This is a genomic window from Umezawaea sp. Da 62-37 (genome assembly GCF_032460545.1).
Taxonomy (GTDB): Bacteria; Actinomycetota; Actinomycetes; order Mycobacteriales; family Pseudonocardiaceae; genus Umezawaea.
Genome location: NZ_CP135965.1, coordinates 9,224,594 through 9,244,607 on the forward strand (window position 1 = coordinate 9,224,594; position 20,014 = coordinate 9,244,607).

Here is a 20,014-nt window from a genome sequence, read left to right on the forward strand (position 1 = left end):
CGACGAACGCCGTCGGGTGATGGCGCCGAGCGTCAAGGACGTGGCGGAACGCGCCGGCGTGTCCGTCGGCACGGTGTCGAACGTCCTCAACCGACCGGACAAGGTCTCCGCCGCCACCCGCGAGACCGTGCTCGCCGTCATCGCCGAGCTCGGTTTCGTGCGCAACTCCCAGGCGGCCCAGCTCCGCGCCGGTACCAGCCGCTCCCTGGGTCTGGTAGTGCTCGACCTGGCGAACCCGTTCTTCCACGACATGGCAAGGGGGGTGGAGGACGTCGCCACGGAACTGGGCTACGCGCTCGTGCTGTGCAACTCCGACGGGCAGGCCGCCCGCGAGGAGCGCTTCCTGCGGCTGCTGGAGGAGCAGCGCGTGCGCGGCATGTTGATCACCCCGGTCGAGATCGGTTCCGAACGCCTCGACGCGCTGCGCCGCAGGGGGACGCCGACCGTGCTGGTCGACCGGCACGACCCGCGCGTCGACTGCTGCTCGGTCGCCGTGGACGACGTGGCGGGCGGTGAGCTGGCGGGCGCGCACCTGATGGCGACGGGGCATCGACGGATCACCTACGTCACCGGCCCGCTTTCCCTGCGCCAGTGCAAGGACCGCCTCACCGGCCTGCGCCGGGCCGTCGCCGACGGCGGCGGGGACCCCGACACCGTGGTCACCGTCGCTGAGGTCCCTGCCCTCAAGGCCCGCATCGCCTACGAGACCGTGAGGCGGCTGTTCGACGACGGCGTCGAACCCGGCGCGGTGTTCTGCGCCAACGACCTGCTCGCCCTCGGTGTGCTGCGCGCCGCGATCAGCACCGGCCGCCGCGTGCCCGAGGACATCGCGCTGCTCGGGTACGACGACATCGAGTTCGCCGCCGACGCCGCCGTTCCGCTGTCGTCGATCCGCCAGTCGACGCTCCACATCGGACGGACGGCGGCGCGGCTGCTGGTGGAGGAGTGCGACCACCCGCGGTCGCACTCCCACCAGCAGATCATGTTCCGGCCGGAACTGGTCGTCCGCGAGTCCAGCTAGACCGACGTGTTCAACCGCGCCACCAGCGGCAGATCCCCCGACGACGGACCCGCCATCAGCGTGATGGCACCGGTTTCCGGCACCCAGCGCCCCTCGACGGGCGACCACCGGCGCAGCGCGCGTGGCTCGATCGGCACCCGCACCCACACCGCCTCGCCTGGCGCGGCGACAACAGCGGCGTACCCGACCAGCCGCCGGTCCTCGCCGTCGGCCTGGTACACCTGCACGACGTCGCGGCCGGTGCGGGAGCCGGTGTTGCGGACCCGCACGCGGACGTCGAAACCCTCCTCCACGGCGACGTTGTCGCGGGCGGAGAACCCCTCGTACGACCAGGTCGTGTACCCCAGGCCGTGGCCGAACCAGTACGCGGGCGGCACGGGGGACCCGGCCCACGCGCGGTAGCCGATGCGCGAGCCCTCGGTGTACTCCAGCACGCCGCCGATCGGCTTCGTGTCCAGCACCGGCGCGTCCGGCGTGCGGGCCGCCCACGTGGTCGGCAGCCTGCCGCCGGGTTCGACCAGGCCGAACAGCACGTCGGCCAGTCCGTCACCCGCCTCCTGGCCGGGGAACCAGGTGACCAGCACGGCGGCGACCTCCTCGCGCCACGGCAGTTCGACGGGGCCGCCCGCGTTGACGACCACGACGGTGCGCGGGTTCGCCGCGGCGACCGCGCGCACCAGCTCGTCCTGCCTTCCGGGCAACTCCAGCGAACCGCGGTCGAAGCCCTCGCTCTCGATCTCGTCGGTGGTGCCGACCACGACGACCGCCACGTCGGCGCCGCGCGCCAGCTCCACGGCCGCGGCGAGCTCGGCGTTCTCGTCGACCCGCGGCGGGTCGGCGGCCAGCGCGACGGCGAGGCCCTGGTCGGGCTCCATCCGCCTGCGGGCGCGCAGCAGCACGTCGCGGCCCGCCTCCACCGGCCAGGTCACCTCGCGGAACGACGGCGCCACGTGCACGTAGGTCGGGTCGTCGGACTCGGGCACGACGTGCTCGTCCACCAGCCGGTGCCCGTCGACCTCCAGGCTCACCGCGCCGAGGCCGACGATCGCGAACCGCCAGTCGCCGGTGCTCGACGGCCGCATCAGCGCGCTGACCTCGACGGTGGTCGCGGTCAGCTCCACCGACGGCTCCAGCACCCGGCCGCTGAGCCGGTGCTCGACGTGCAGCACCTCGTCGTCCGCGCCCAGGTACCGCACCTGCACGCCGGGCTCGCCGGTGATCGGGTTGCGGGAGTCGGCCGGGGTCAACGGGGTCGGCCGGGTGTGCAGGAACGCGCCCGCCCGGTGCACGACGTCCGCCCTGCCCGCCAGCGCCGAGCGGATCCCGTCGACGGGGGAGACCACGGCCGCCGGGAACACCCCGGCGCTGCCGCCGCCCTGCACCCGCGCGTCGACCGCGTTCGGGCCGATCACCGCGACGCGGGTCAGCGCCGACGGGTCGAACGGCAGCAGGGAACCGCTGTTGCGCAACAACACCGAGCCCGCCGCCGCGGCCCGCCGCAACCGGCCGCGCGACTCGTCGGGTGTGATCCGCGGCGGTGGCACGGACGCGGTCGGCTCCAGCGCCCCGACCCGCCGGGCGAGCAGCAGGATCCGGCGCACCTTCCCGTCGATCTCGGACTCGGGGACGTCACCGCGGCGCACGGCGTCGACCAGCGGTTCGCCGCGCAGCTCGTGCGGGCCGGGCATGGCCAGGTCCACGGGCGACCCGACGGTGCGCACCGCGCCCCAGTCCGACACGACCAGGCCGTCGAAGCCCCACTCGCCGCGCAGCGGCTCGGCCAGCAGCGGGCTGTCGGACATCGACGTGCCGTTCACGCCGTTGTAGGCCGACATCACCACCCAGGTGCCCGCCCGCACGGCCTCCTCGAACGGCAGCAGGTACACCTCGCGCAGCGTCCGCTCGTCGATCCGCGCGTCCAGGGTGAGCCGTTCGGTCTCCGACTCGTTGGCCACGTAGTGCTTCGCCGTCGCCGCGACGCCACCGGACTGCACGCCGGTGATGTAGGCGGCGCCGATCCGGGCGGTCAGCAGCGGGTCTTCGGAGAAGCACTCGAAGTGCCGCCCGCCCAGCGGCGACCGGTGCAGGTTCAGGTTCGGCGCCAGCAGCACGTCGACGCCCTTGCGCCGCGCCTCGGCCGCCAGCAGCCTGCCGAGGCCCGTGACCAGTTCCGGGTCCCAGGTCGCGGCCATCGCGGTCGGCGACGGCAGGGTCAGCGCGGTGTCCCGCTCGTCCCACCGCTCGCCGCGCACGCCGACGGGGCCGTCGGAGAACACGATCGCCCGCAGCCCGATGGCGGGCTCGGCCTGGCCGCGGAACGTGCCGCCGCCCGACAGCAGGCGGATCTTCTGCTCCAGGGTCAGCCGGTCGAGCAGGCCCTCGATGTCGGTGCCCGCTCCGGCGCTGTACGTGGTCGTCATCTGGCGATCACTCCTGGTCCTAGTTGGAGAGCGCTCTCCAAGACCTGTTACCCTCGCCTCCGGCCCCGGCGCGTGTCAATAGGCGTCCGCTACCTGGACTTCACGCTGGGAGTTCGGCCAACTCCGTTGCGTTGACGGGGTAGTGACGCCGAATGGGTTTTTCCCATTGCGGAGAGCGCTCTCCGCGTACCCGAAGGTGGGAACACGGTCTGGAGAGCGCTCTCCCTCGTGCTATAAAGCCTCCATGAGCGCAGCGTCCCAGGCACGTCCTCCCACGTTGGAGGACGTGGCACGGGTGGCCGGGGTGTCCCGCGCGACGGTGTCGCGCGTGATCAACACGACCCGCAACGTCGACCCGGCCATCCAGGAGACGGTGCGCCGCGCCATCGCGAAGACCGGCTACACGCCGAACACCGCGGCCCGCTCGCTGGTCACCCGCCGCACCGGCACCATCGCGCTGGTCGTCTCCGGCGCGGGCGACTTCGGCGGCGACATCCTCGTCGACCCGTTCTTCGGCCGGGTCACCAGCGGCCTCATCAACTCGCTGCGCCCGATGGGCGTCTACCCGCTGCTGATGTTCGCCGACACCCACGAGTCGCGCGCCCACGTCGTCGACCACCTGCGCCAGGGCAACGCCGACGGCGCCGTGGTCGTCGCCATCCATTCCGAGGACCCGCTGCCCGCGATGCTCGTCGCCGCGGGCGTCCCCGCCGTCCTGTTCGCCAGGCCCACCAAGCCGCTGTCGATCAGCTACGTCGACCTGGCCCACCGGGAAGGCGCCAGGCTCGCCGTCGACCACCTCGTCGGCCGCGGCTGCCGTCGCGTCACCACCATCTCCGGCCCGCTCGACGTGCCCGCGAGCCAGGAGCGCCTCGCCGGTTTCCAGGCCGCCTGGGCCGACCACGGCCACCCCGCCGCCCCGCACGTCGAGGGCAACTTCACCCAGGACAGCGGTGAACGGGCCATGGAACGCCTGCTCGCCGACCACCCGGACCTCGACGGCGTCTTCGCCGCGAACGACCTCATGGCCGCCGGCGCCCTGCACGTCCTGCGCGAACACGGCCGCCGCGTTCCCGACGACGTGGCCGTCATCGGCTTCGACGACAGCAGCGCCGCCACCGCCAGCCGCCCCGCCCTCACCACCGTGCGCCAACCGGTGGAGGACATGGCGGCCGAGATGTCCCGCCTGCTGCTCGACCGCATCGGCCGCCACGACGGCCGCGTCACCTCCGTGGTCTTCGAACCCACCCTGGTCATCCGCCAGTCGGCGTAGCCCTTGGCGGGTTCGGCGGGCGCGCCACACCGGTTGCGCGCACCGGTCGTAACATCTACGGTTACGACCGTGAGCGCGAACAGCAGGTTGACCGTCGCACTGCACGCCCTGGCGTGGGTGGGCCTCTACCAGCGCCTCGGGCACGACGTCGCCACCTCGGAGCAGGTCGCGGGCAGCGTGAACACCAATCCCGTGGTGATCCGACGCCTGCTCGGTGAACTGCGCGAGGCGGGCCTCGTGCGCTCGCAGCGGGGCGCCGGCGCGGGGTGGATGCTGTCCCGCGACCCGGCCGACATCACCCTGCTGGACGTCTACGACGCGATCGGGTCCGGCCCGCTGTTCGGCATGCACCGGGCGGAGCCGAACCAGGGCTGCGTCGTGGGGGCGGGCATCCAACCCGCGCTCAGGACCGTGTACGACGGGCTCGACCGGGTGTTGCGAGCCGAACTGGCCATGACGACCGTGGCCGATGTCCTCAAGGGCACGCTCGCCTCTCGCTGATCCGCACGTGACCCCCGCGGGGGTTCACGTTCGCCCTCAATGTAACCAAAGTAGTTACCTCGAACAGGTGGGAAACCATGGCAACGATGAGCGGTAGGACCGCACTGGTGACCGGCGCGTCGAACGGGATCGGGCGCGGCATCGCCCAGCGCTTCGCCGACGACGGCGCCCGCGTCTACCTGACCGGCAGGCGCCTGCCGGAACTCGAACTCGCCGCGAAGGAGATCGGCCCGAACGCGGTCGCGGTCCAGGCCGACGTGGCGGAGGCCGCGGACATGGACCGGGTGATCGCCACCATCACGGCCGACGGGCGGCGGCTCGACACCGTCGTGGCCAACGCGGGCCTGGGCACGTTCGCCCGCCTGGAGGACGCCACGCGGGAGCAGTTCGACCTCGTCTTCGACGTCAACGTCCTGGGCACCCTGCTGACCGTGCAGAAGTCCCTGCCGATCCTGGCGGACCGGGCGTCCATCGTCCTGCTGTCCTCCTCGACGACCTCCCAGGGCAACTCGGGCATGGGGCTCTACGCGGCGTCCAAGGCGGCGATCCGCAGCCTCGGCCGCACTTTTGCCGCGGAACTGGCGGAGCGGGGCGTGCGGGTGAACGTGATCACCCCCGGCCCCATCGACACCGAGGCCATCGAAAGGCTGGCGGGCGCCTCCGGGTTGACCACCGAGCAGTTCCACGAGTCCCTGGGCTCCGAGACCGCGTTGAAGCGCGTCGGCAAGCCCTCCGAGGTGGCCGCGCTCGCCGCGTTCCTCGCGAGCGACGAGAGCTCCTTCTCCACCGGTGCCGAGTTCCACGTCGACGGCGGCCAGGTCCAGGTCTGATCCCACGTCGGCGCACCGGCCGGCGCCGCCGTCGGACCCGGCCCGGTCCCGCCGGTCGGTACGGGTGGCGGACCCGGAACCCAGGGGATCCCGCCACCACCCCGTACCGCGCCGGCCGGGCAGCGCGGGGATACTCCCCACGGCCGGAACGTCGACGTCGGGGGGAGTGCGGTGCCGCCCCTGTCGCCCAAGGACGCCGAGCGGACGCCCGGTGTCGCCGAAGCCGGGTTCCTGGTCACGACCAGCCGCTTCGCAGGCCCCGTGCGGGGGATCGGGCTGACGCTGATCAGCGCGTTCGGCCTGCTCTCCGTCCCCGACGACGCCCTGCCGCTCGCCCGCGCCCTCGTCGGCCTGGTCCTGCTCGGCGTGATCGCCGACATCGCCACCAGCACGACCGGCCGGGGCGCGCGGGTCACGTTCGCGCTGACGGTGGCGCGCGCGGCGGTGGTCTGCGCGACGCAGGCGTGGACCGCGCCGGAGACCGGGCCGAACCTGTGGGCGCTCAACGTCCTCACGATCACCGCGATCACCCTCCAGTGGGAGTGGCCGCCGACGTGGACGGTCCCGGTCACGGCCGCGCTGCTGGCCGTGTTCGTGTGGGCGGGCGGAGCGCCGTTCACGGTCCTGCGGGTGCTGGTCGAGTGCCTGCTCGCGCGGCTGGCGTTCCACCTGCTGCTCCGCTCCACCCGCGGCGTCGACGAACTCCGCGCCCGCCAGGAGGCGCTGGAACGCGCGGAACTGCTCGCCCGCGAACGGCGGCGCCGGGAACGCGAGTACCTGGCACTGCTGCACGACACGGCGTCGGCGACGTTCCTCATGGTCGCCCTGCGCGGCAGCACGGCGGACCCCGCCGAGGTGGCCGAGCACGCCCGCCGCGACCTGGACGTCCTCAACGACTCGCCAGGCCTGGACGACCGGCTGGTCGACGTCGAGTCGTCGCTGCGCGCGGTGGCGGAACGGAGTCCGCTCGTGGTCGACGCGCAGTGGGAGCACGTGCCGCTGCTGCCCGTCCCGGTCACCCTCGCGCTGGTGCGCGCGGTGCAGGAGGCGATGGCCAACGTCGTCCGGCACGCGGGCGTGGGCGAGGCGGGCCTGCGGGTCGCGGCGGCGGGGGAGGGCGTGGTGGTGACGCTGGTCGACACCGGTCACGGGTTCGAGCCCGGTGACGTGCCGGGGCACCGGCGGGGCATCCGCGGGTCGGTGGTCGAGCGGATGGCGGCCGTCGGCGGCAGCGCCACCGTGACCTCACGACCCGGCGCAGGCACGACCGTGCGGCTGGCGTGGCCCCGTGCCTGACCTCCGTGCCCGGGACCTCCACGCCCAGGACCGGGTCATCGCCATCATGCGGATCGGTGTGCTCGTCGTGGCCGCCGCGGTGCAGCTGGGGCTGAACGCGCCGCCGCTGGTCCGCCACCAGGCCGAGTACCGGCCTGCCTGGGTGGTCGACGCCGCGTTCGTGGCGTTGCTGCTGGTCACGGCCGCGTGCGCGGTCTGGGTGCCGCGGGGGAGACCACTGCCGGTATCCGTGGTGGCGATCGGCACGATCGTCGTGCTGACCGCCTCGTCCGCGGTCACCGCCGCCCTGCCGCCCGACGGGTTCTTCCTCGACGTGCACTGGTCGTTCGGCCTGGTCGGGTGGCACCTGCTGGTGCTGCTGTTCGACCGGGTCGGCCTGCTCGTCGCGGCGCTCACCACCCACTTCGCCGTCAGCGTCGTCCAGTTCGCGCTGGTGGGCGGGCACGATCGCGCCGAGATCGGCGCCGCCGGGGTCGTGGTGCTCAGCGTGCTCAGCTTCCAGGCCGCGATCGCCGTGATCACGCTGGTGCTGCGCCGCCAGTCGCGGCAGGCGGCGCGGGTCGCCGCCGACCGCGACCGGGTCGCCACCCGCGCGGCGCTGGCCGAGCAGTGGGAACGCGACCTGCGGACGACGTTCGCCGGGCAGCTCGGCGCCACGCTGCCGCTGCTGGTCGGACTGGCCGACCGCACGCTCGACCCGCGCGAGGACGACACCCGCCACCGGTGCGCGCTCGCCGCGACCCAGCTGCGCAGGCTGTTCGCCGAGAACGACGACGTGCCCGACCCGCTGGTCCACGAGGTCGCGGCCTGCGTGGACGCCGCGCAGCGCAGAGGCGTGGAGGTGTCGCTCGCGGTCAGCGGCGCGGCCGTGGCGGTCCCGACCGCGGTGCGCCGGGAGCTGACCGCGCCACTGGTGGTGGCGCTGTCGGCGGTGCGCGAGCGCGCGCGGGTCAGCGTGCTGCGCACCGACCGGGAAGTGCGGGTGGCCGTCGTGACCGACACCGCGGTCGGGGACGGGATCGGCGGCGGCTCGGCGCTCGTCGAAGTGGAATGCGGGACGTACGGGGAGCACACGCGGATGGAGGCGAGATGGCGCACGAGGACCGGCTGACCGCCGTGGTCGTGGACGACCACCCGGCGGTGCGCGCGGGCGTGGCCTACTGGCTCACGTCGGGAACACCGCCCATCGCGGTGCTCGACAGCGGCGAGGACGTGAGCGTCGCCTGGCTCGGCGAGGGCGCCACCGCCGACGTGGTGATCCTCGACCTGCACCTGGGCGGCCCGACGCCGGTGCTGGGCGACCTGCGCAGACTCGTCGAGGCGGGCCGCAACGTCGTCGTGTACTCGATGCGCGCCGACGACGAGATCGCGCTGCACTGCCTGGAACTCGGGGCGCTCTGCTACCTGACCAAGGCCGAAGGCGCCGACCACCTGGTCGAGGCCACCCGCGCGGCGGCCCGCGGCGACGCCTACACGCCGCCGTCACTGGCGGGCGCGCTCGCGGGCGACAGCTCCGACCACCGGCCCGCGCTCTCGGCCCGCGAGACCGAGGTGCTGGTGGAGTGGTTCCAGTCGGAGTCCAAGGACTTCGTCGCGCAGCGGCTGGGCATCACGGCCAGCACGGTCAACTCCCACCTGGAGCGCATCCGGGTCAAGTACGCCCAGATCGGTCGCGAGGCCCCCACCAAGGCGGCGCTCGTGGCCCGCGCGATCCAGGACGGCCTCATCGGCGTCGACGAACTGTGACCGACCTGGCACGGCCTTGTGGTGCGAACGACCGACAGTGCCTGGCGGCGATCGCCGATAGCGTTCGGCGCAACCGCGAAGCCCCTGTTCGGCCGCGGTGGTCACGCACTTCCCGCCGGCCCCCGTGCCGGTCGGGGTCAACGAGGAGATCCATGAAGCACGTCCGCGGCACCCTGTTCGCAGCCGTCGGCGCGGTCGCCGTCCTGCTGTCGTCCTGCGCGAGCGAGACCGGGGGCACGGCCGCGCCGGAGCCGTCCGCCGCGCCGGTCACGGCCGCCACCAGCGCCGTGTCGCCGACGTCGGACACGGAGTCCACCAAGTCCACGAAGTCCACCGAGGCCGCCGGTTCCGCCGACGTCACCAAGCCGGGCTCCGCGCTGCAGGTGGGCGACCGCGCCGTCGTGCCGTTCAAGTACGGCACCGACAAGCAGGGCACCATCGCCATCGTCGTGACCGCGATCGAGCAGGGCACCACCGCCGACCTCGCGAAGTTCGGCGACAAGGCCAACGGCCTCACGCCGTTCTTCATCCGCGCCACCGTGGAGAACGTCGACGGCACCGACCTCGCCTACAGCTCGGTGAGCCTGCGGGGCATCGGCGCCGACGGCAAGTCGACCGGCGTGATCATCAGCGGCGACGTGGACAAGTGCAAGTCCGAGACCGCCAAGAAGGACTTCACCACCGCGGGCGCGAAGTTCGAGACCTGCGTGCTCCAGGCCGCGCGCGAGGGCGGGACCGTGGCGGGCGCGACCTTCGACAAGGGCGACGACTACCTCGACTCGCCCATCGTCTGGAAGGGCTGAGACTTCCTCAGTGGTGTGGGGACGGGTGGGGAACGGGGTGCCGCCGCACCCCGTTCCCGCCGTTCCGGCTACTTCGCGGTGCCCCCGGTCTGCTCGCGGATCCAGTCGGCCTGGACGTCCACCCGCGCGATGATCTCCGCGCCGGGCTGCGGGCACGCGGGCCCGGTGCTCACGATGGCCACCAGCTGCCCGGTCTTGTCGTCGGACGAGGTGAAGAACGGCGCGCCCGAGTCCTCGGGGCACGGGCTGTTCTCCACGGTGCGCGTCTGCACGGGCAGGGCCTCGAAGGTGGACGGCGCGATCGCCGACACCGTGAACACCCCTCGTTTGAGGTGGTCGGAGGCGACGATGACGGTCGCCGAGGTCGAACCCCACCCGGCGAACTGCAACTGCTGACCGATCAGCGGCTCCTCGTCGGCCAACGTCAGCGGCACGACGTCGAGGACCGGCACGCTGAGCTTCACGACGGCGAGGTCGTTGATCGGCGACTGCCGGACGTCCACGACCTGCGCCGTCCGCCCGCCGGGATCGCTGTCCTTGAGCTTCCCGATCGTCACCGTCATCGTGTACGGCGGCACGCCGCTCACCCGCACGTCGTCGATGTCGTGGAAGCAGTGCCCGGCCGTGACGACCCACTCGGGGGCGATCAGCGAACCGCTGCACCCGCCGCGGCGCACACCGCCATCGAGGGCGGGGATGTCCTGCGACGCGAGCTTCGCGTTGAACGGCAGGATCGCGGACAGGGGCGGGGGAGGGGGCGTCGTGGTCGTAGTGGTCGTCTGGAGGCCACCGCCACTGGCGTTCTTGACCGCGTCCGGAGTGGGGGACGACGACTGGCGGGCCAGCGTCACCGCCTTCAACTCGCGGACCACGATGGCGGCGGAGGCGGTGCCCGCGCCCAAGACGACGGCGAACGCCAGCGTCCCGATGCGCAGGAGCGGGCGTCTTCGCGAACTGGAGCTCACCAGGGTACTACGGATGGGCGACCCGCCCGGTTGAGTCCGATCATGGAATGTGTGCGAACGGGCACTCGGGTGTTCCCGAACCCGCGTGGTCCCGGACCTGTCGGCGATCCGGTCCTCACATTTCCACGGCTCCCACGGCTCTCACGGCGTGACCGCGCTGCGGACGCAGTCGCGCAGCAGGGCCCGGCGGCGGTCGTGGTCGGCGGCGGGCTCGTCGGAGGTGGCGGCGTACACACCGCTGGCCGGTGACCACGCGCACGCCATGGCGAGGACCACGGTCAGCAGGTCGAAGGGGTCGCAGTCGCGCAACCGGCCCGCCGCCTGTGCCTTGGCGATGGCGGTGAGCTTGTGGTCGTGGTCGGAGTGGTCGAACCACATGCCGGTCGGACGCCGTTCCAGGCGGATCCAGGCGATGAGGCGGACCAGGTCGGGGTGGCGCAGGTTCTGGTCGTAGATCTCCACGGCCCAGCCCGCGATGTCGTCCACGTCGAAGGGGAGGGCCTTGGTGCCGCGGCTCACGGCGTCGGCGATCACGGCGTCGAACAGGCCCTCCTTGTTGCCGAAGTAGCCGTAGAGCTGCGCCTTGTTGGTGCGCGCCGCCGCGATGACGCGCTCGATCCGGGCGCCCGCGATACCGCGTTCGGAGAACTCCTCGGCGGCCGCGTCGAGGATGCGCCGACTGGTCGCGGCGCCCTTGGGCGTGGACGGCAGTTCGGGCATGGGGCCACTTTAATGGACAGAACAGTTGGTTTGTCTTTCGGCCCGGCGGGTCCCGCTCGAGCGCAGGGAGCTGCGCGACGACGACGTCGCGGTGCGCGTCGACCACTGCGGCGTGTGCCACAGCGACCTGCACGCGATCCGCGGCGCCACGGGCGGCCCGAAGGGACCGCTGGTCCCCGGCCACAAGTTCACCGGAACGGCCACCGCCGTCGGCGCCGCGGCCACCGCCTTCGCCGTCGGCGACCGGGTCGCGGTCGGCACCGTCGTCGACTCCTGCGGAACGTGCCCGATGTGCGAGGTAGGACAGGAGAACTTCTGCTTCGAGTTCCCCACCACCACCTACAACGGCACCGACCGCGTCGACGGCACCCGCACCCAAGGTGGCTACAGCCGCGAGTACGTGCTGCGCGAGAAGTTCGCCTACCCTTGCCCGTCGGTTTGGACCCGGCCGCCGCAGCCCCGCTCCTGTGCGCCGGGATCACCGTGTGGGAACCCCTGCGCGCGGCCGGCATCGGACCGAACAGCCGCGTCGCCGTAGCCGGCCTCGGCGGCTTGGGCCATCTCGCCGTGAAGTTCGCCGCCGCCCTCGGCGCCGAGGGCGGCGTGCTCAGCCGCACCCCGGAAAAGGCTGCGGACGCCCGAAAACTCGGCGCCGTCGACCTCCTCGTCACCACCGACACCAAGCGGACGGGCCGGGCCCGCGGCCGCTTCGACACCATCTCCGCCCCGCACGACATCACCGCGGACGTCGAAGTGCTCCCGTCTTCCCAAGTCCAGGAAGCCCTCGACCGCCTCGCCCGCGGCGACGTCCGCTACCGCTTCGTCCTGGACCTGTCGGACCTCGACCAGGGGTGCTGGAAAGCCGGGGCCTGCGATGTCCTTTGTGGATCGATGCCCCTCAGGAGCCAGATCCGCAGGCCGATCGTCACCGAGGTTGCGCGGGAGTGGGCGAAAGCGGCCGTCCTGGCCGATCCGCGGGATGGGCGGGCCCGCCAGGACAGCGCTGTCACACGCCGGGAACAGTGAATTCCTTCTGGTTGAGGGTCCTCGGGTGGAAGTAGCCCGCCTGGATCTCGGCGTTGGTGTTGCTGCCGCGCAACTGTTCGGACCAGACCATGAAGTATGCCCAGCGGGTCTGGCTGTCCAGCAGCGAGGCGTTGGGCACCTTTCCGGTCTCGGCGAGGGCGATGGGCTTGCCCGCGGCGATGTTCTGGATCTGCTGGTAGTCACCCGAACTCGGGTAGCCCTTGTACCAGACGTCCAGGGACACGACGTCCACGTACTGCGAACCGGGGTAGTAGGAGGCCCAGTTGGCGTTGGGGTTGTCCTGGACGTTCCACACCCAGATCAGGTTGTCCAGGCCCTGGCTGACCATGAAGTCGTGGGTGATCTGGTAGAGGCGTGCGCCCCCGTTGGGGCCGGGGCGGTTGCCCCACCAGTTCCAGGACTCGTTCATCTCGTGCAGCGGGCGGAAGAGCACCGGGACACCGGCGGCCTTGAGCTGCTGGAGGTAGGGCACGGCCTCGCGCAGGCGGTTCTTCCAGGCGGTGTTGAGCGCGGTGCCGTCGGTGACGACCTGGTTGAACTGGTCGTTGGAGATGCTCGTCTTCACGCCGCCGTCGAAGGCGCACGTGCTGCCGCCGGTCGGGGTGCAAACGTGCCAGGTCAACGCGACCAGCGACCCGTTCGCCCATTCGGTCTTGGCCTGGTCGACGACGCGCTGCCGGTTGGCGACGTCCTGGGGGTTGAACATCAGGTCGCCGCCCCACAGGCCGGGGTACTGACCGGTGACGTCCTTGACCTGCTGGGTGTACTGGCCGGGGTTGCTCGCGGGTTCCTTGTTGTGCTGGCCGGAGACGATGTTGCGCCCGGCGATCGAGTTGAGGTAGTTGATGACGTTCTGGCGCGAGGACGCCGGGAACGCCTGCGCCTGCGGTGACACCGCTGTCAGGATTCCCAGCGTGGTCAGGGTGGCGACGAGCGCCGCTCCGAACCGTTGTGCCGCGCGCCTGGTGTGCGCGGTGGTGGTGTGGTGCACTTGATCCTCCTTTTCGGACTTGCCGTGCAGGGTGTGCAAGTCCTCCCGCCGGACAGGGCGGCGGCGGGGGACTACTTGACGGCTCCAGAGGTGAAGCCGCTGTAGATGAAGCGCTGCAACGCCAGGAAGACGATCAGGCTGGGTGCGATGACCAGCACGGTGCCCGCCGAGATCACTTCCCAGTGGGCGCCGTAGGGGCCTTTGAAGCGGAACAGCGCTGTGGAGATGGTGCCCAGGTCCGCCGAGGGCATGTAGAGGAACGGGATGTAGAAGTCGTTGTAGACGGCCACGCCCTTCACGATGACGACGGTGGCGATCGCCGGACGGAGCAGCGGCAGGATCACTCGCCAGTAGATCGTCAGCGCGTTGGCGCCGTCGATGCGGGCGGCCTCGTCCAGCGCCACCGGGATGGAACGCATGAACTGCAGGAAGATGTAGACCGAGACGATGTCGGTGCCCGCGTAGAGCAGGATCGGCGCCCAGCGCGTGCCCATGACGCCCAATCCGTCCACGACCTGGTAGGTGGCCACCTGTGTGGTCACGCTGGGCACCAGGGCCGCGATCAGGAACAGCGCCAACACGGCCTTCTTCATCCGGAACCGGAAGCGGTCCACGGCGTAGGCGGCCATCGAGCCGATCATGACCGTCCCCAGCAGGGAGAACACCAGGATGAACGCCGTGTTCCACAGGGCACGCGCCATCTGTCCATCGGTGAACGCGATCGCGAAGTTGTCCAGGTTGAACCAGTCGTCCGGTGCCGCGAGCGGGTTGCGCGTGGCCGTCGCCTCCTCGCTGGTGCGCAACGAGGTGAGCAGCACCGCCGCCAACGGCAGCACGACCGCCACGACGGCCAACGTCAACGACAGGTACTTGAGCAGCGCGGCGAGGATCGCGCGTGGTGATGACCGCCGTCGACCGGCGGAGGTGGTCGTCACGACTGTTCCACCCTCTCCTGCGGGACCAGGATCCGCTGGAGCCAGGTCACCAGCAGGACCAGTGCCAGCAGCACCACGGCCGCGGCCGACGCGAGCCCCACCTTGTCGAAGGTGAAGGCGAGTTTGATCGTCTGGATGACGAAGGTCTCGCTGTTGTTGGAGCCGCCGGTCATGATGAACGGGATCTCGAACACCGACAGCGAGCCGGACACCGCCAGGATCGCGCTGAGACCGATGATCGGCTTGATGCCGGGCACGATGATGTGGCGGAACTGCTGCCACCGGCTCGCGCCGTCCAGTTCCGCCGCTTCGTACAGGTGGGGAGGGATGGATTGGATCGCTCCGAGGAACAGCACGAACGTCAGTCCGGTGAAGCGCCACACCGACACCCCCGCCAACGAGGTGTTGACCAGGTCCGGATCGCCCAGCCACAGCCGCGGTCCGACGCCGAGCGCGCCCAGCACGGTGTCCAGGGTCCCTCCCGGCTGGAAGAAGTAGAGGAAGACGAAACCGATGGCCACACCGTTGATCAGGTAGGGGAAGAACAGGAAACCCTTGAAGACGTTGCCCAGTCGGGTTCCGAAGCTCAGCACGGTGGCGAAGTACAGCGCCAGGACCAGTTGGACGAACGCGCCCGCGAGGTAGAACAGGCTGACCGCGAACACCCGGAACAGCTGCGGTCTGGTGAGCAGTTCGACGTAGTTGTCGGCGCCGACGAAGTCCTGGGTTCGGCTGAAGCCGTCCCAGTCGGTGAAGCTGTAGAACAGCATCGCCGCGACCGGCAGGTACGTGAACGCCGCCAGGAACGCCAGCGGGACGAGCAAGAACGCCCAGGGCGTCCAGCCGCGTCCGCCTGCCGCGACGCGGATGTCGTCGGGTCCGCGTCGCGACCTGGCGGGTGAACCAGGCGATGGAGCGCGTGAGCGGCGGGCCTGCGCGAGCGGTGGTGCGGACATCCGGTCGTTCCTCCGTGATCGTGTCCGTGCTGCGAGACCACCCGCGGTCGGGCTGGACCGCCGCGCGGATGGGCTTTCGGGTCAGGCCCTGTCCGTCACCTCGTCGGGGCGGTGGTGGCCTGATCGCGTGACCAGCGGCCTGGTCACGCGAGCAGGGTCTGGGGGACGCCTCAGCCGACCGAGGCGCGGGCCTCGGCCCATCGGCGGTTGAGGTCGGCGAACACACCGGCGAGGTCACCGTCCGCGGCGCCGCGGGCGACGTCGACGATGCGCTGCGGGTAGTCCTTGCTGCCCAGCCCGATCTCCGACGCCTTGTCGACGTCGTCGACGAGGGCGCTCTTCCCGAGGCCGAGGCGGACGAACGTCACGTCCGCGGCTTCGAAGGGCTTCAGGCTGTCCGGCAGCGGCGCGCCCTTAACCGAGGAGATCGACAGCGCTTGCCGGGCGTCGCCGGACTTCTCGATGAACCACTCGATCCAGGCGCGGGCGGCTTCCTTGGACTTGCTGTGCTTGTTGATCGCGTACTGGTAGTCGGGTCGGACCACCGTGCAGAACTTCCCGCCCGACTGGGCCGGGAACGGCATGAACCCGATGTCCTCGGGGTTGAGACCGGCCTTCTCGGCAGCGTCACGCATCTGCACCACCGCCCAGGAACCCAGCCACATGGTGGCGACCTCGCCGGTGGCGATGAGGTTCTTGGAGTTCTCCCAGTTGGTGGTGCTCGGGTCCGCTTCGGACAGTCCATCGTGGACGATGTCGTGCAAGAGGGTGTCCACGACGGTGAGGTCACGGCCCGGTCCCCACGGGTCGTCGATCTCGGAGAGCTTGTCGTTGGCGGCCGGGTCGCAGCTGGGTGAGCCCAGGCCGTTGCCCCAGTTCGTCATCGGCCAGCCGTCCTTGTAGTTGGTGTAGTACGGCGTCGCCCCGGTCTTGTCCTTGATGGCCTTCAGGGCGTTGAGGAACTCCGCGGGCGTCGTGGGCCATTCGGTGACGCCACCGCGTTCCCAGACCGCCTTGTTGTAGACGAAACCGTTGGCGGTGCCTATGTTGGCGATGCCGTAGACCTTGGAGTCCAAGGTCGCGCGTTCGGTGAAGTCGTACTTGCGCGACAGCTCGTCGGACGTGCCCAAGGGGGCGAAGAACCGCGGGTACTGGTTGGTGGGCACGGAGTTCGGGATGGACAGGACATCGCCGTAGTCCTCGCTGTTGAGGCGGATCCGCACCTCCCCCTCGTAATCGGTCAGGCCCTGGAACTCGACCTTCACACCGGGGTAGACCTTGGCGAACTCCGTCGCGTACTCCTGGGTCGTGCCGTCCTGCACCTGGTCGGTCCGGTTGGTCAGCACCGTGATCGTCCCGGTGACCTTCGCGGGATCGGGCGGCACCGCCACCACCTCCGAATCCTCCTGCTCACCACCACCGCCGCCGCACGCGGTGAGACCGGCTACGAGGACGAGTCCTGCCGCCGCCGCGAGAGTTCTGCGCACTTCATGCCCCTAACTTGAACATTACATGTGACAGCGATAAGAGCAGTAGAACTACTCTGAACTGCACTTATTCATCGCTGAACGCTTAACATAGACGCAACATGGACTCGTGTCCATAGAACGTTTTAGTAGTTGATTCAGCTCAACGGCTGGTAGCGCCCCAACCCACGGTGGGCAAGCTCCACCTGCCGACTGGCGGCATGGATGTCGTGCGTGAGCGGGCCGGGCAGCCCACTCGCGCACGCCTCGACAGTCCTGGCCCTACCGCTCAGGCAGGAAGGGCCCACTTCTGCCACGCATTGGTGTTGGCGTCCCAGATCTGCAGGCGAGTGCCGTTGGCGGTGTTCCCCGACGGGACGTCGAGGTAGCGGCCCGACTGCGGGTTGCGCAGTCCTCCGCCTTGCGACTGCCACTGCTGGGCGCTGGACCCGTTGCAGTCCCACAGTTGTAGGAGTGTGCCGTTCGCGGTGCCCTGGCCGGTGACGTCCAGGCATTTGCCCAGGGCGCCGATCGTGCCGTCCGTGCCGACCGTCCAGCGTTGGGCCGTGCCGCCGTTGCAGTCCCACAGCTGGACCGCGGTGCCGTTGACGGAGGAAGAACCCGCCACATCGACGCACTTGCCGCCGACGCCGGTGATGGGGCCGGTGCGCGTCGGCGTGCCGCCGCCTCCGGAGGGAATGCTGATCTCACCCTGGTTGAGGACTCGGCCGTCGTAGTAGGTGGCCTTGATTCCCTCGTTGGTGTTGTACTCGGGCTTGAGCAACCAGTCCATCCAGACGCTGAAGTAGGTCCACTTCGGCTGCGAGGCCATCTGCGCCGGTGTCGGGGTGCGGCCGACCTCGGCCAGCGCGATCGGTTTGCCGTGGGCGATCGTCTGGATCGCGTTGTACCACTCCGTGCTCGGGAAGTACTGCACCCACACGTCCAGCGTCACCAGGTCGACGTACTGGTCACCGGGGTAGTACTCGGAGGCCCGTGACGCCCCGCCCGCGACGTCCTTGACGTTCCACACCCACACGATGTTGTCGAGCCCTTTGCCCACCAGGTAGTCGTGCGTGATCTGGAAGAGCTTGCGGCTGCCGTTGGCGCCGGGTCGGCCGCCCCACCAGGCCCAGCCCTCGTTCATCTCGTGCTGCGGTCGGAACAGCACGGGGATTCCCGCGTCCTTGAGCTGCTGGAAGTACTGGACGGTCTGGTTCATCCGGGTTTTCCAGGCGTTGTTCAGCGCCGTGCCGTCGGTGACCAGTTCGTTCCACTGGGAGTCGTTGAGCCAGCTGCCCTTGACCGGCCAGCTGCCCCCCTCGAACTGGCAGGTGGCGACGAACGTGGCGCAGGCGTGCCACGTCAGCGCCGGGATCGATCCGGCCGCCCACGCGGCTTTGGCCTGGTTGATCACGGTTTGCCGGTTGTCGATGTCGTTCTGGCCGAAGCCGAAGTCGCCTCCCCACACGCCGGGGTAGAGGCCGGTGATGTCGTGGACCTTGCGGTACCACTGGGAAGGGTTGCTGTTGGGACCGTCCTGCTGCCCCGACAGCCAGTTGCGGCCGGTGAGGTTCGAGAAGTAGTCGATCACGTCGGTGCGGGTCGCACCGGCGGGAGCCGGTGGAGACGCCAAGGCGGCCCCTTGGCCGATGACGGCGGTGGCGCTGAGCAGCAGCGCGGCCGCTGCGATGGCTGCAGCGGAACGCGCTCGGGCGCGCAAGGACATGGTTGCGACCTTTCACTCGGGCGTGCGTGGGCCGACCCTGCCGCGTTCGACGTCGGCCGCGACGTCGAACCGGGGTGGGCGCACAAGGCAGCGGACAGGCTTGACGCGAGTTTCGACTTGAGCGCTACATCTACGCACTTGTGGTCACGTCGATACGCGCGCCTACGAAAAAACCTGGTCAAGATCCTGGCCTTCGGAACATATGGCGACACGCCCGACGTGTCAAGACTCACAGGCCAGTCTGAACTAAAACGAACTAGTTGTGCTGCGGTGGTCCGCCTTCAGCGTGGTGGCGCCGTGGACGCACGAGGGATCAGGCTGGGAACGTGGGCCCGGTACACCGGGGGCTCCACGCCACCCATGACGTCGAACAACGTTTCGGCCGCCTGCGCGCCGAAGGAGAACACGTCGTGCTGCATCGCGGTCAACGTCGGCCGGGTGAGTTGGCACAGCTGCGAGTCGTCCCACGCCAGCAGCGACAGGTCACCGGGCACCGACAAGCCGAACTCCGCGGCGACGCCGAGGGCCGCCACCGCCATGAGGTCGTTGTCGAACACGATCGCCGTGGGCCTGTCCGGGGCGAGCAACAGGTTCCGACATGCCCGGCTGCCTTGATCGGCGGAGAAATCGGCCACCGCCGTGTGCTCCTGCAGCCCCAGTTCCGCCGTCACCGCGGCGAAAGCCGCGGTGCGGATCGCGCTGTGACCCAACTCGGGCGGCCCGCTGACCCGCGCGATGCGGCGGTGTCCCAATGCCGCGAGGTAGCGAACGGCCTCGGTGATCGCGGCGGCGTCGTCGGTCCACACCGAGGTGAACGGTCCGGCCAGGCTCGGGTGCCCGACCACGACGGCGGGCAGTCCGATCGCAGCCAAGGCCGGGAGACGAGGATCGTCCACGAGCAGGTCGACCAGGATGCTGCCGTTGACCCGGCCGCCCTGCCACCATTCGCGGTGGACCTCGATCTCCTCCCCGCTCTCCGCCAAGCGCAGCAGCAACGAACACGACCGGCGCCCCAGCACGCTCTCGATCCCGGAGATGAACTCCATGTAGAAGGGCTCCAGCCCCAGCATGCGGGCCGGGCGGGCGATGACCAGTCCCACCGTGTGCACTTTGCTGCCCGCCAGGGAGGCGGCGGCCAGGTTCGGCGTCCACCCCAGGTCCCGTGCGGCCTTGAGGATGCGCTCGCGCGTGGAGCTGGAGACACCGGGCTTGTCGTGCAACGCGATCGTCACCGCAGACGGCGACACCCCGGCCCGAGCGGCGACGTCCTTGATGGTCGCTTTGCGCTCTTTGCCCGCCACGTCACTCCGACTCA

19 protein-coding genes are annotated in these 20,014 nt (G+C 70.6%); 10 read left to right on the forward strand and 9 right to left on the reverse strand.

The window, feature by feature from the left end; translation table 11 throughout:
• The first annotated feature begins 19 nt into the window (after positions 1-19).
• A complete protein-coding gene (locus RM788_RS41775; protein ID WP_315925699.1) occupies positions 20-1,021 on the forward strand; it encodes a LacI family DNA-binding transcriptional regulator in 1,002 nt (333 codons plus the stop codon).
• Here the strand turns inward: RM788_RS41775 and RM788_RS41780 are convergent.
• Positions 1,018-3,441: a glycoside hydrolase family 3 C-terminal domain-containing protein gene (locus RM788_RS41780; RefSeq protein ID WP_315925701.1), complete on the reverse strand. Its 2,424-nt coding sequence runs from the start codon at positions 3,439-3,441 to the stop codon at positions 1,018-1,020. The two genes, RM788_RS41775 and RM788_RS41780, sit on opposite strands and share 4 nt — an antisense overlap.
• A 244-nt stretch (positions 3,442-3,685) precedes the next feature.
• On the opposite strand from RM788_RS41780, the gene RM788_RS41785 reads away from it, so the two are divergent.
• The 7 genes from RM788_RS41785 to RM788_RS41815 all read left to right on the forward strand — a co-directional run bounded on the left by RM788_RS41785 (position 3,686) and on the right by RM788_RS41815 (position 9,890).
• A complete protein-coding gene (locus RM788_RS41785; RefSeq protein ID WP_315925703.1) occupies positions 3,686-4,714 on the forward strand; it encodes a LacI family DNA-binding transcriptional regulator in 1,029 nt (342 codons plus the stop codon).
• 69 nt (positions 4,715-4,783) lie between these two features.
• Positions 4,784-5,215, forward strand: a complete 432-nt coding sequence (locus RM788_RS41790; protein ID WP_315925705.1) for an Rrf2 family transcriptional regulator — start codon at positions 4,784-4,786, stop codon at positions 5,213-5,215.
• 86 nt (positions 5,216-5,301) lie between these two features.
• Positions 5,302-6,045 (forward strand): SDR family NAD(P)-dependent oxidoreductase, encoded by a 744-nt coding sequence (locus RM788_RS41795; protein WP_315925707.1) that lies wholly within the window; start codon positions 5,302-5,304, stop codon positions 6,043-6,045.
• A 171-nt stretch (positions 6,046-6,216) separates the two neighbouring features.
• Positions 6,217-7,341, forward strand: coding sequence for a sensor histidine kinase (locus RM788_RS41800; protein WP_315925709.1), 1,125 nt, complete (start codon positions 6,217-6,219; stop codon positions 7,339-7,341).
• Positions 7,334-8,452 (forward strand): hypothetical protein, encoded by a 1,119-nt coding sequence (locus tag RM788_RS41805; protein WP_315925711.1) that lies wholly within the window; start codon positions 7,334-7,336, stop codon positions 8,450-8,452. The genes RM788_RS41800 and RM788_RS41805 overlap by 8 nt, the downstream gene beginning before the upstream one ends.
• Positions 8,431-9,087: a response regulator transcription factor gene (locus RM788_RS41810; RefSeq protein WP_315925713.1), complete on the forward strand. Its 657-nt coding sequence runs from the start codon at positions 8,431-8,433 to the stop codon at positions 9,085-9,087. The genes RM788_RS41805 and RM788_RS41810 overlap by 22 nt, the downstream gene beginning before the upstream one ends.
• A 152-nt stretch (positions 9,088-9,239) precedes the next feature.
• Positions 9,240-9,890: a hypothetical protein gene (locus tag RM788_RS41815; protein WP_315925715.1), complete on the forward strand. Its 651-nt coding sequence runs from the start codon at positions 9,240-9,242 to the stop codon at positions 9,888-9,890.
• A 68-nt stretch (positions 9,891-9,958) separates the two neighbouring features.
• Here the strand turns inward: RM788_RS41815 and RM788_RS41820 are convergent, their stop codons facing one another.
• Complete coding sequence (locus tag RM788_RS41820) at positions 9,959-10,855, reverse strand: S1 family peptidase (RefSeq protein WP_315925717.1); 897 nt, start codon at positions 10,853-10,855, stop codon at positions 9,959-9,961.
• Positions 10,856-10,996: 141 nt separating this feature from the next.
• A complete protein-coding gene (locus RM788_RS41825) occupies positions 10,997-11,575 on the reverse strand; it encodes a TetR/AcrR family transcriptional regulator (RefSeq protein ID WP_315925719.1) in 579 nt (192 codons plus the stop codon).
• A gap of 25 nt (positions 11,576-11,600) precedes the next feature.
• Here RM788_RS41825 and RM788_RS41830 point away from each other — a divergent pair, with 25 nt between their 5' ends.
• The gene (locus tag RM788_RS41830) at positions 11,601-12,113 is read left to right on the forward strand and encodes an alcohol dehydrogenase catalytic domain-containing protein (protein WP_315925721.1); all 513 of its coding nucleotides are present in this window, start codon (positions 11,601-11,603) and stop codon (positions 12,111-12,113) included.
• A gap of 29 nt (positions 12,114-12,142) precedes the next feature.
• A complete protein-coding gene (locus RM788_RS41835; protein ID WP_315925723.1) occupies positions 12,143-12,601 on the forward strand; it encodes an MDR/zinc-dependent alcohol dehydrogenase-like family protein in 459 nt (152 codons plus the stop codon).
• Here the strand turns inward: RM788_RS41835 and RM788_RS41840 are convergent.
• The 6 genes from RM788_RS41840 to RM788_RS41865 all read right to left on the reverse strand — a co-directional run bounded on the left by RM788_RS41840 (position 12,582) and on the right by RM788_RS41865 (position 20,000).
• Entirely contained in the window at positions 12,582-13,613 is a 1,032-nt protein-coding gene (locus RM788_RS41840) for a glycosyl hydrolase (RefSeq protein WP_315925725.1), read from the reverse strand. The genes RM788_RS41835 and RM788_RS41840 overlap by 20 nt on opposite strands.
• 71 nt (positions 13,614-13,684) lie before the next feature.
• Positions 13,685-14,548, reverse strand: a complete 864-nt coding sequence (locus RM788_RS41845) for a carbohydrate ABC transporter permease (protein WP_315925727.1) — start codon at positions 14,546-14,548, stop codon at positions 13,685-13,687.
• Positions 14,545-15,504: a carbohydrate ABC transporter permease gene (locus RM788_RS41850; protein WP_315925729.1), complete on the reverse strand. Its 960-nt coding sequence runs from the start codon at positions 15,502-15,504 to the stop codon at positions 14,545-14,547. Before RM788_RS41850 ends, RM788_RS41845 begins: the two co-directional genes overlap by 4 nt.
• 170 nt (positions 15,505-15,674) lie before the next feature.
• Positions 15,675-16,991 carry an ABC transporter substrate-binding protein gene (locus RM788_RS41855; RefSeq protein ID WP_315925731.1) on the reverse strand — a complete coding sequence of 439 codons (1,317 nt, stop codon included), beginning with the start codon at positions 16,989-16,991 and terminating at the stop codon, positions 15,675-15,677.
• A gap of 268 nt (positions 16,992-17,259) precedes the next feature.
• Positions 17,260-18,699 (reverse strand): glycosyl hydrolase, encoded by a 1,440-nt coding sequence (locus RM788_RS41860; protein WP_315925733.1) that lies wholly within the window; start codon positions 18,697-18,699, stop codon positions 17,260-17,262.
• Between the two features lie 281 nt (positions 18,700-18,980).
• Complete coding sequence (locus RM788_RS41865) at positions 18,981-20,000, reverse strand: LacI family DNA-binding transcriptional regulator (protein WP_315925734.1); 1,020 nt, start codon at positions 19,998-20,000, stop codon at positions 18,981-18,983.
• Positions 20,001-20,014 lie beyond the last annotated feature (14 nt).

What these genes read in the sequence shown, in the direction of transcription:
- RM788_RS41775 (WP_315925699.1), top strand. Translation starts at nt 20, where the DNA reads ATGGCGCCGAGCGTCAAGGACGTGGCGGAACGCGCCGGCGTGTCCGTC.
- RM788_RS41780 (WP_315925701.1), bottom strand. Translation starts at nt 3,441, where the DNA reads ATGACGACCACGTACAGCGCCGGAGCGGGCACCGACATCGAGGGCCTG.
- RM788_RS41785 (WP_315925703.1), top strand. Translation starts at nt 3,686, where the DNA reads ATGAGCGCAGCGTCCCAGGCACGTCCTCCCACGTTGGAGGACGTGGCA.
- RM788_RS41795 (WP_315925707.1), top strand. Translation starts at nt 5,302, where the DNA reads ATGAGCGGTAGGACCGCACTGGTGACCGGCGCGTCGAACGGGATCGGG.
- RM788_RS41810 (WP_315925713.1), top strand. Translation starts at nt 8,431, where the DNA reads ATGGCGCACGAGGACCGGCTGACCGCCGTGGTCGTGGACGACCACCCG.
- RM788_RS41815 (WP_315925715.1), top strand. Translation starts at nt 9,240, where the DNA reads ATGAAGCACGTCCGCGGCACCCTGTTCGCAGCCGTCGGCGCGGTCGCC.
- RM788_RS41825 (WP_315925719.1), bottom strand. Translation starts at nt 11,575, where the DNA reads ATGCCCGAACTGCCGTCCACGCCCAAGGGCGCCGCGACCAGTCGGCGC.
- RM788_RS41850 (WP_315925729.1), bottom strand. Translation starts at nt 15,504, where the DNA reads ATGTCCGCACCACCGCTCGCGCAGGCCCGCCGCTCACGCGCTCCATCG.
- RM788_RS41860 (WP_315925733.1), bottom strand. Translation starts at nt 18,699, where the DNA reads ATGTCCTTGCGCGCCCGAGCGCGTTCCGCTGCAGCCATCGCAGCGGCC.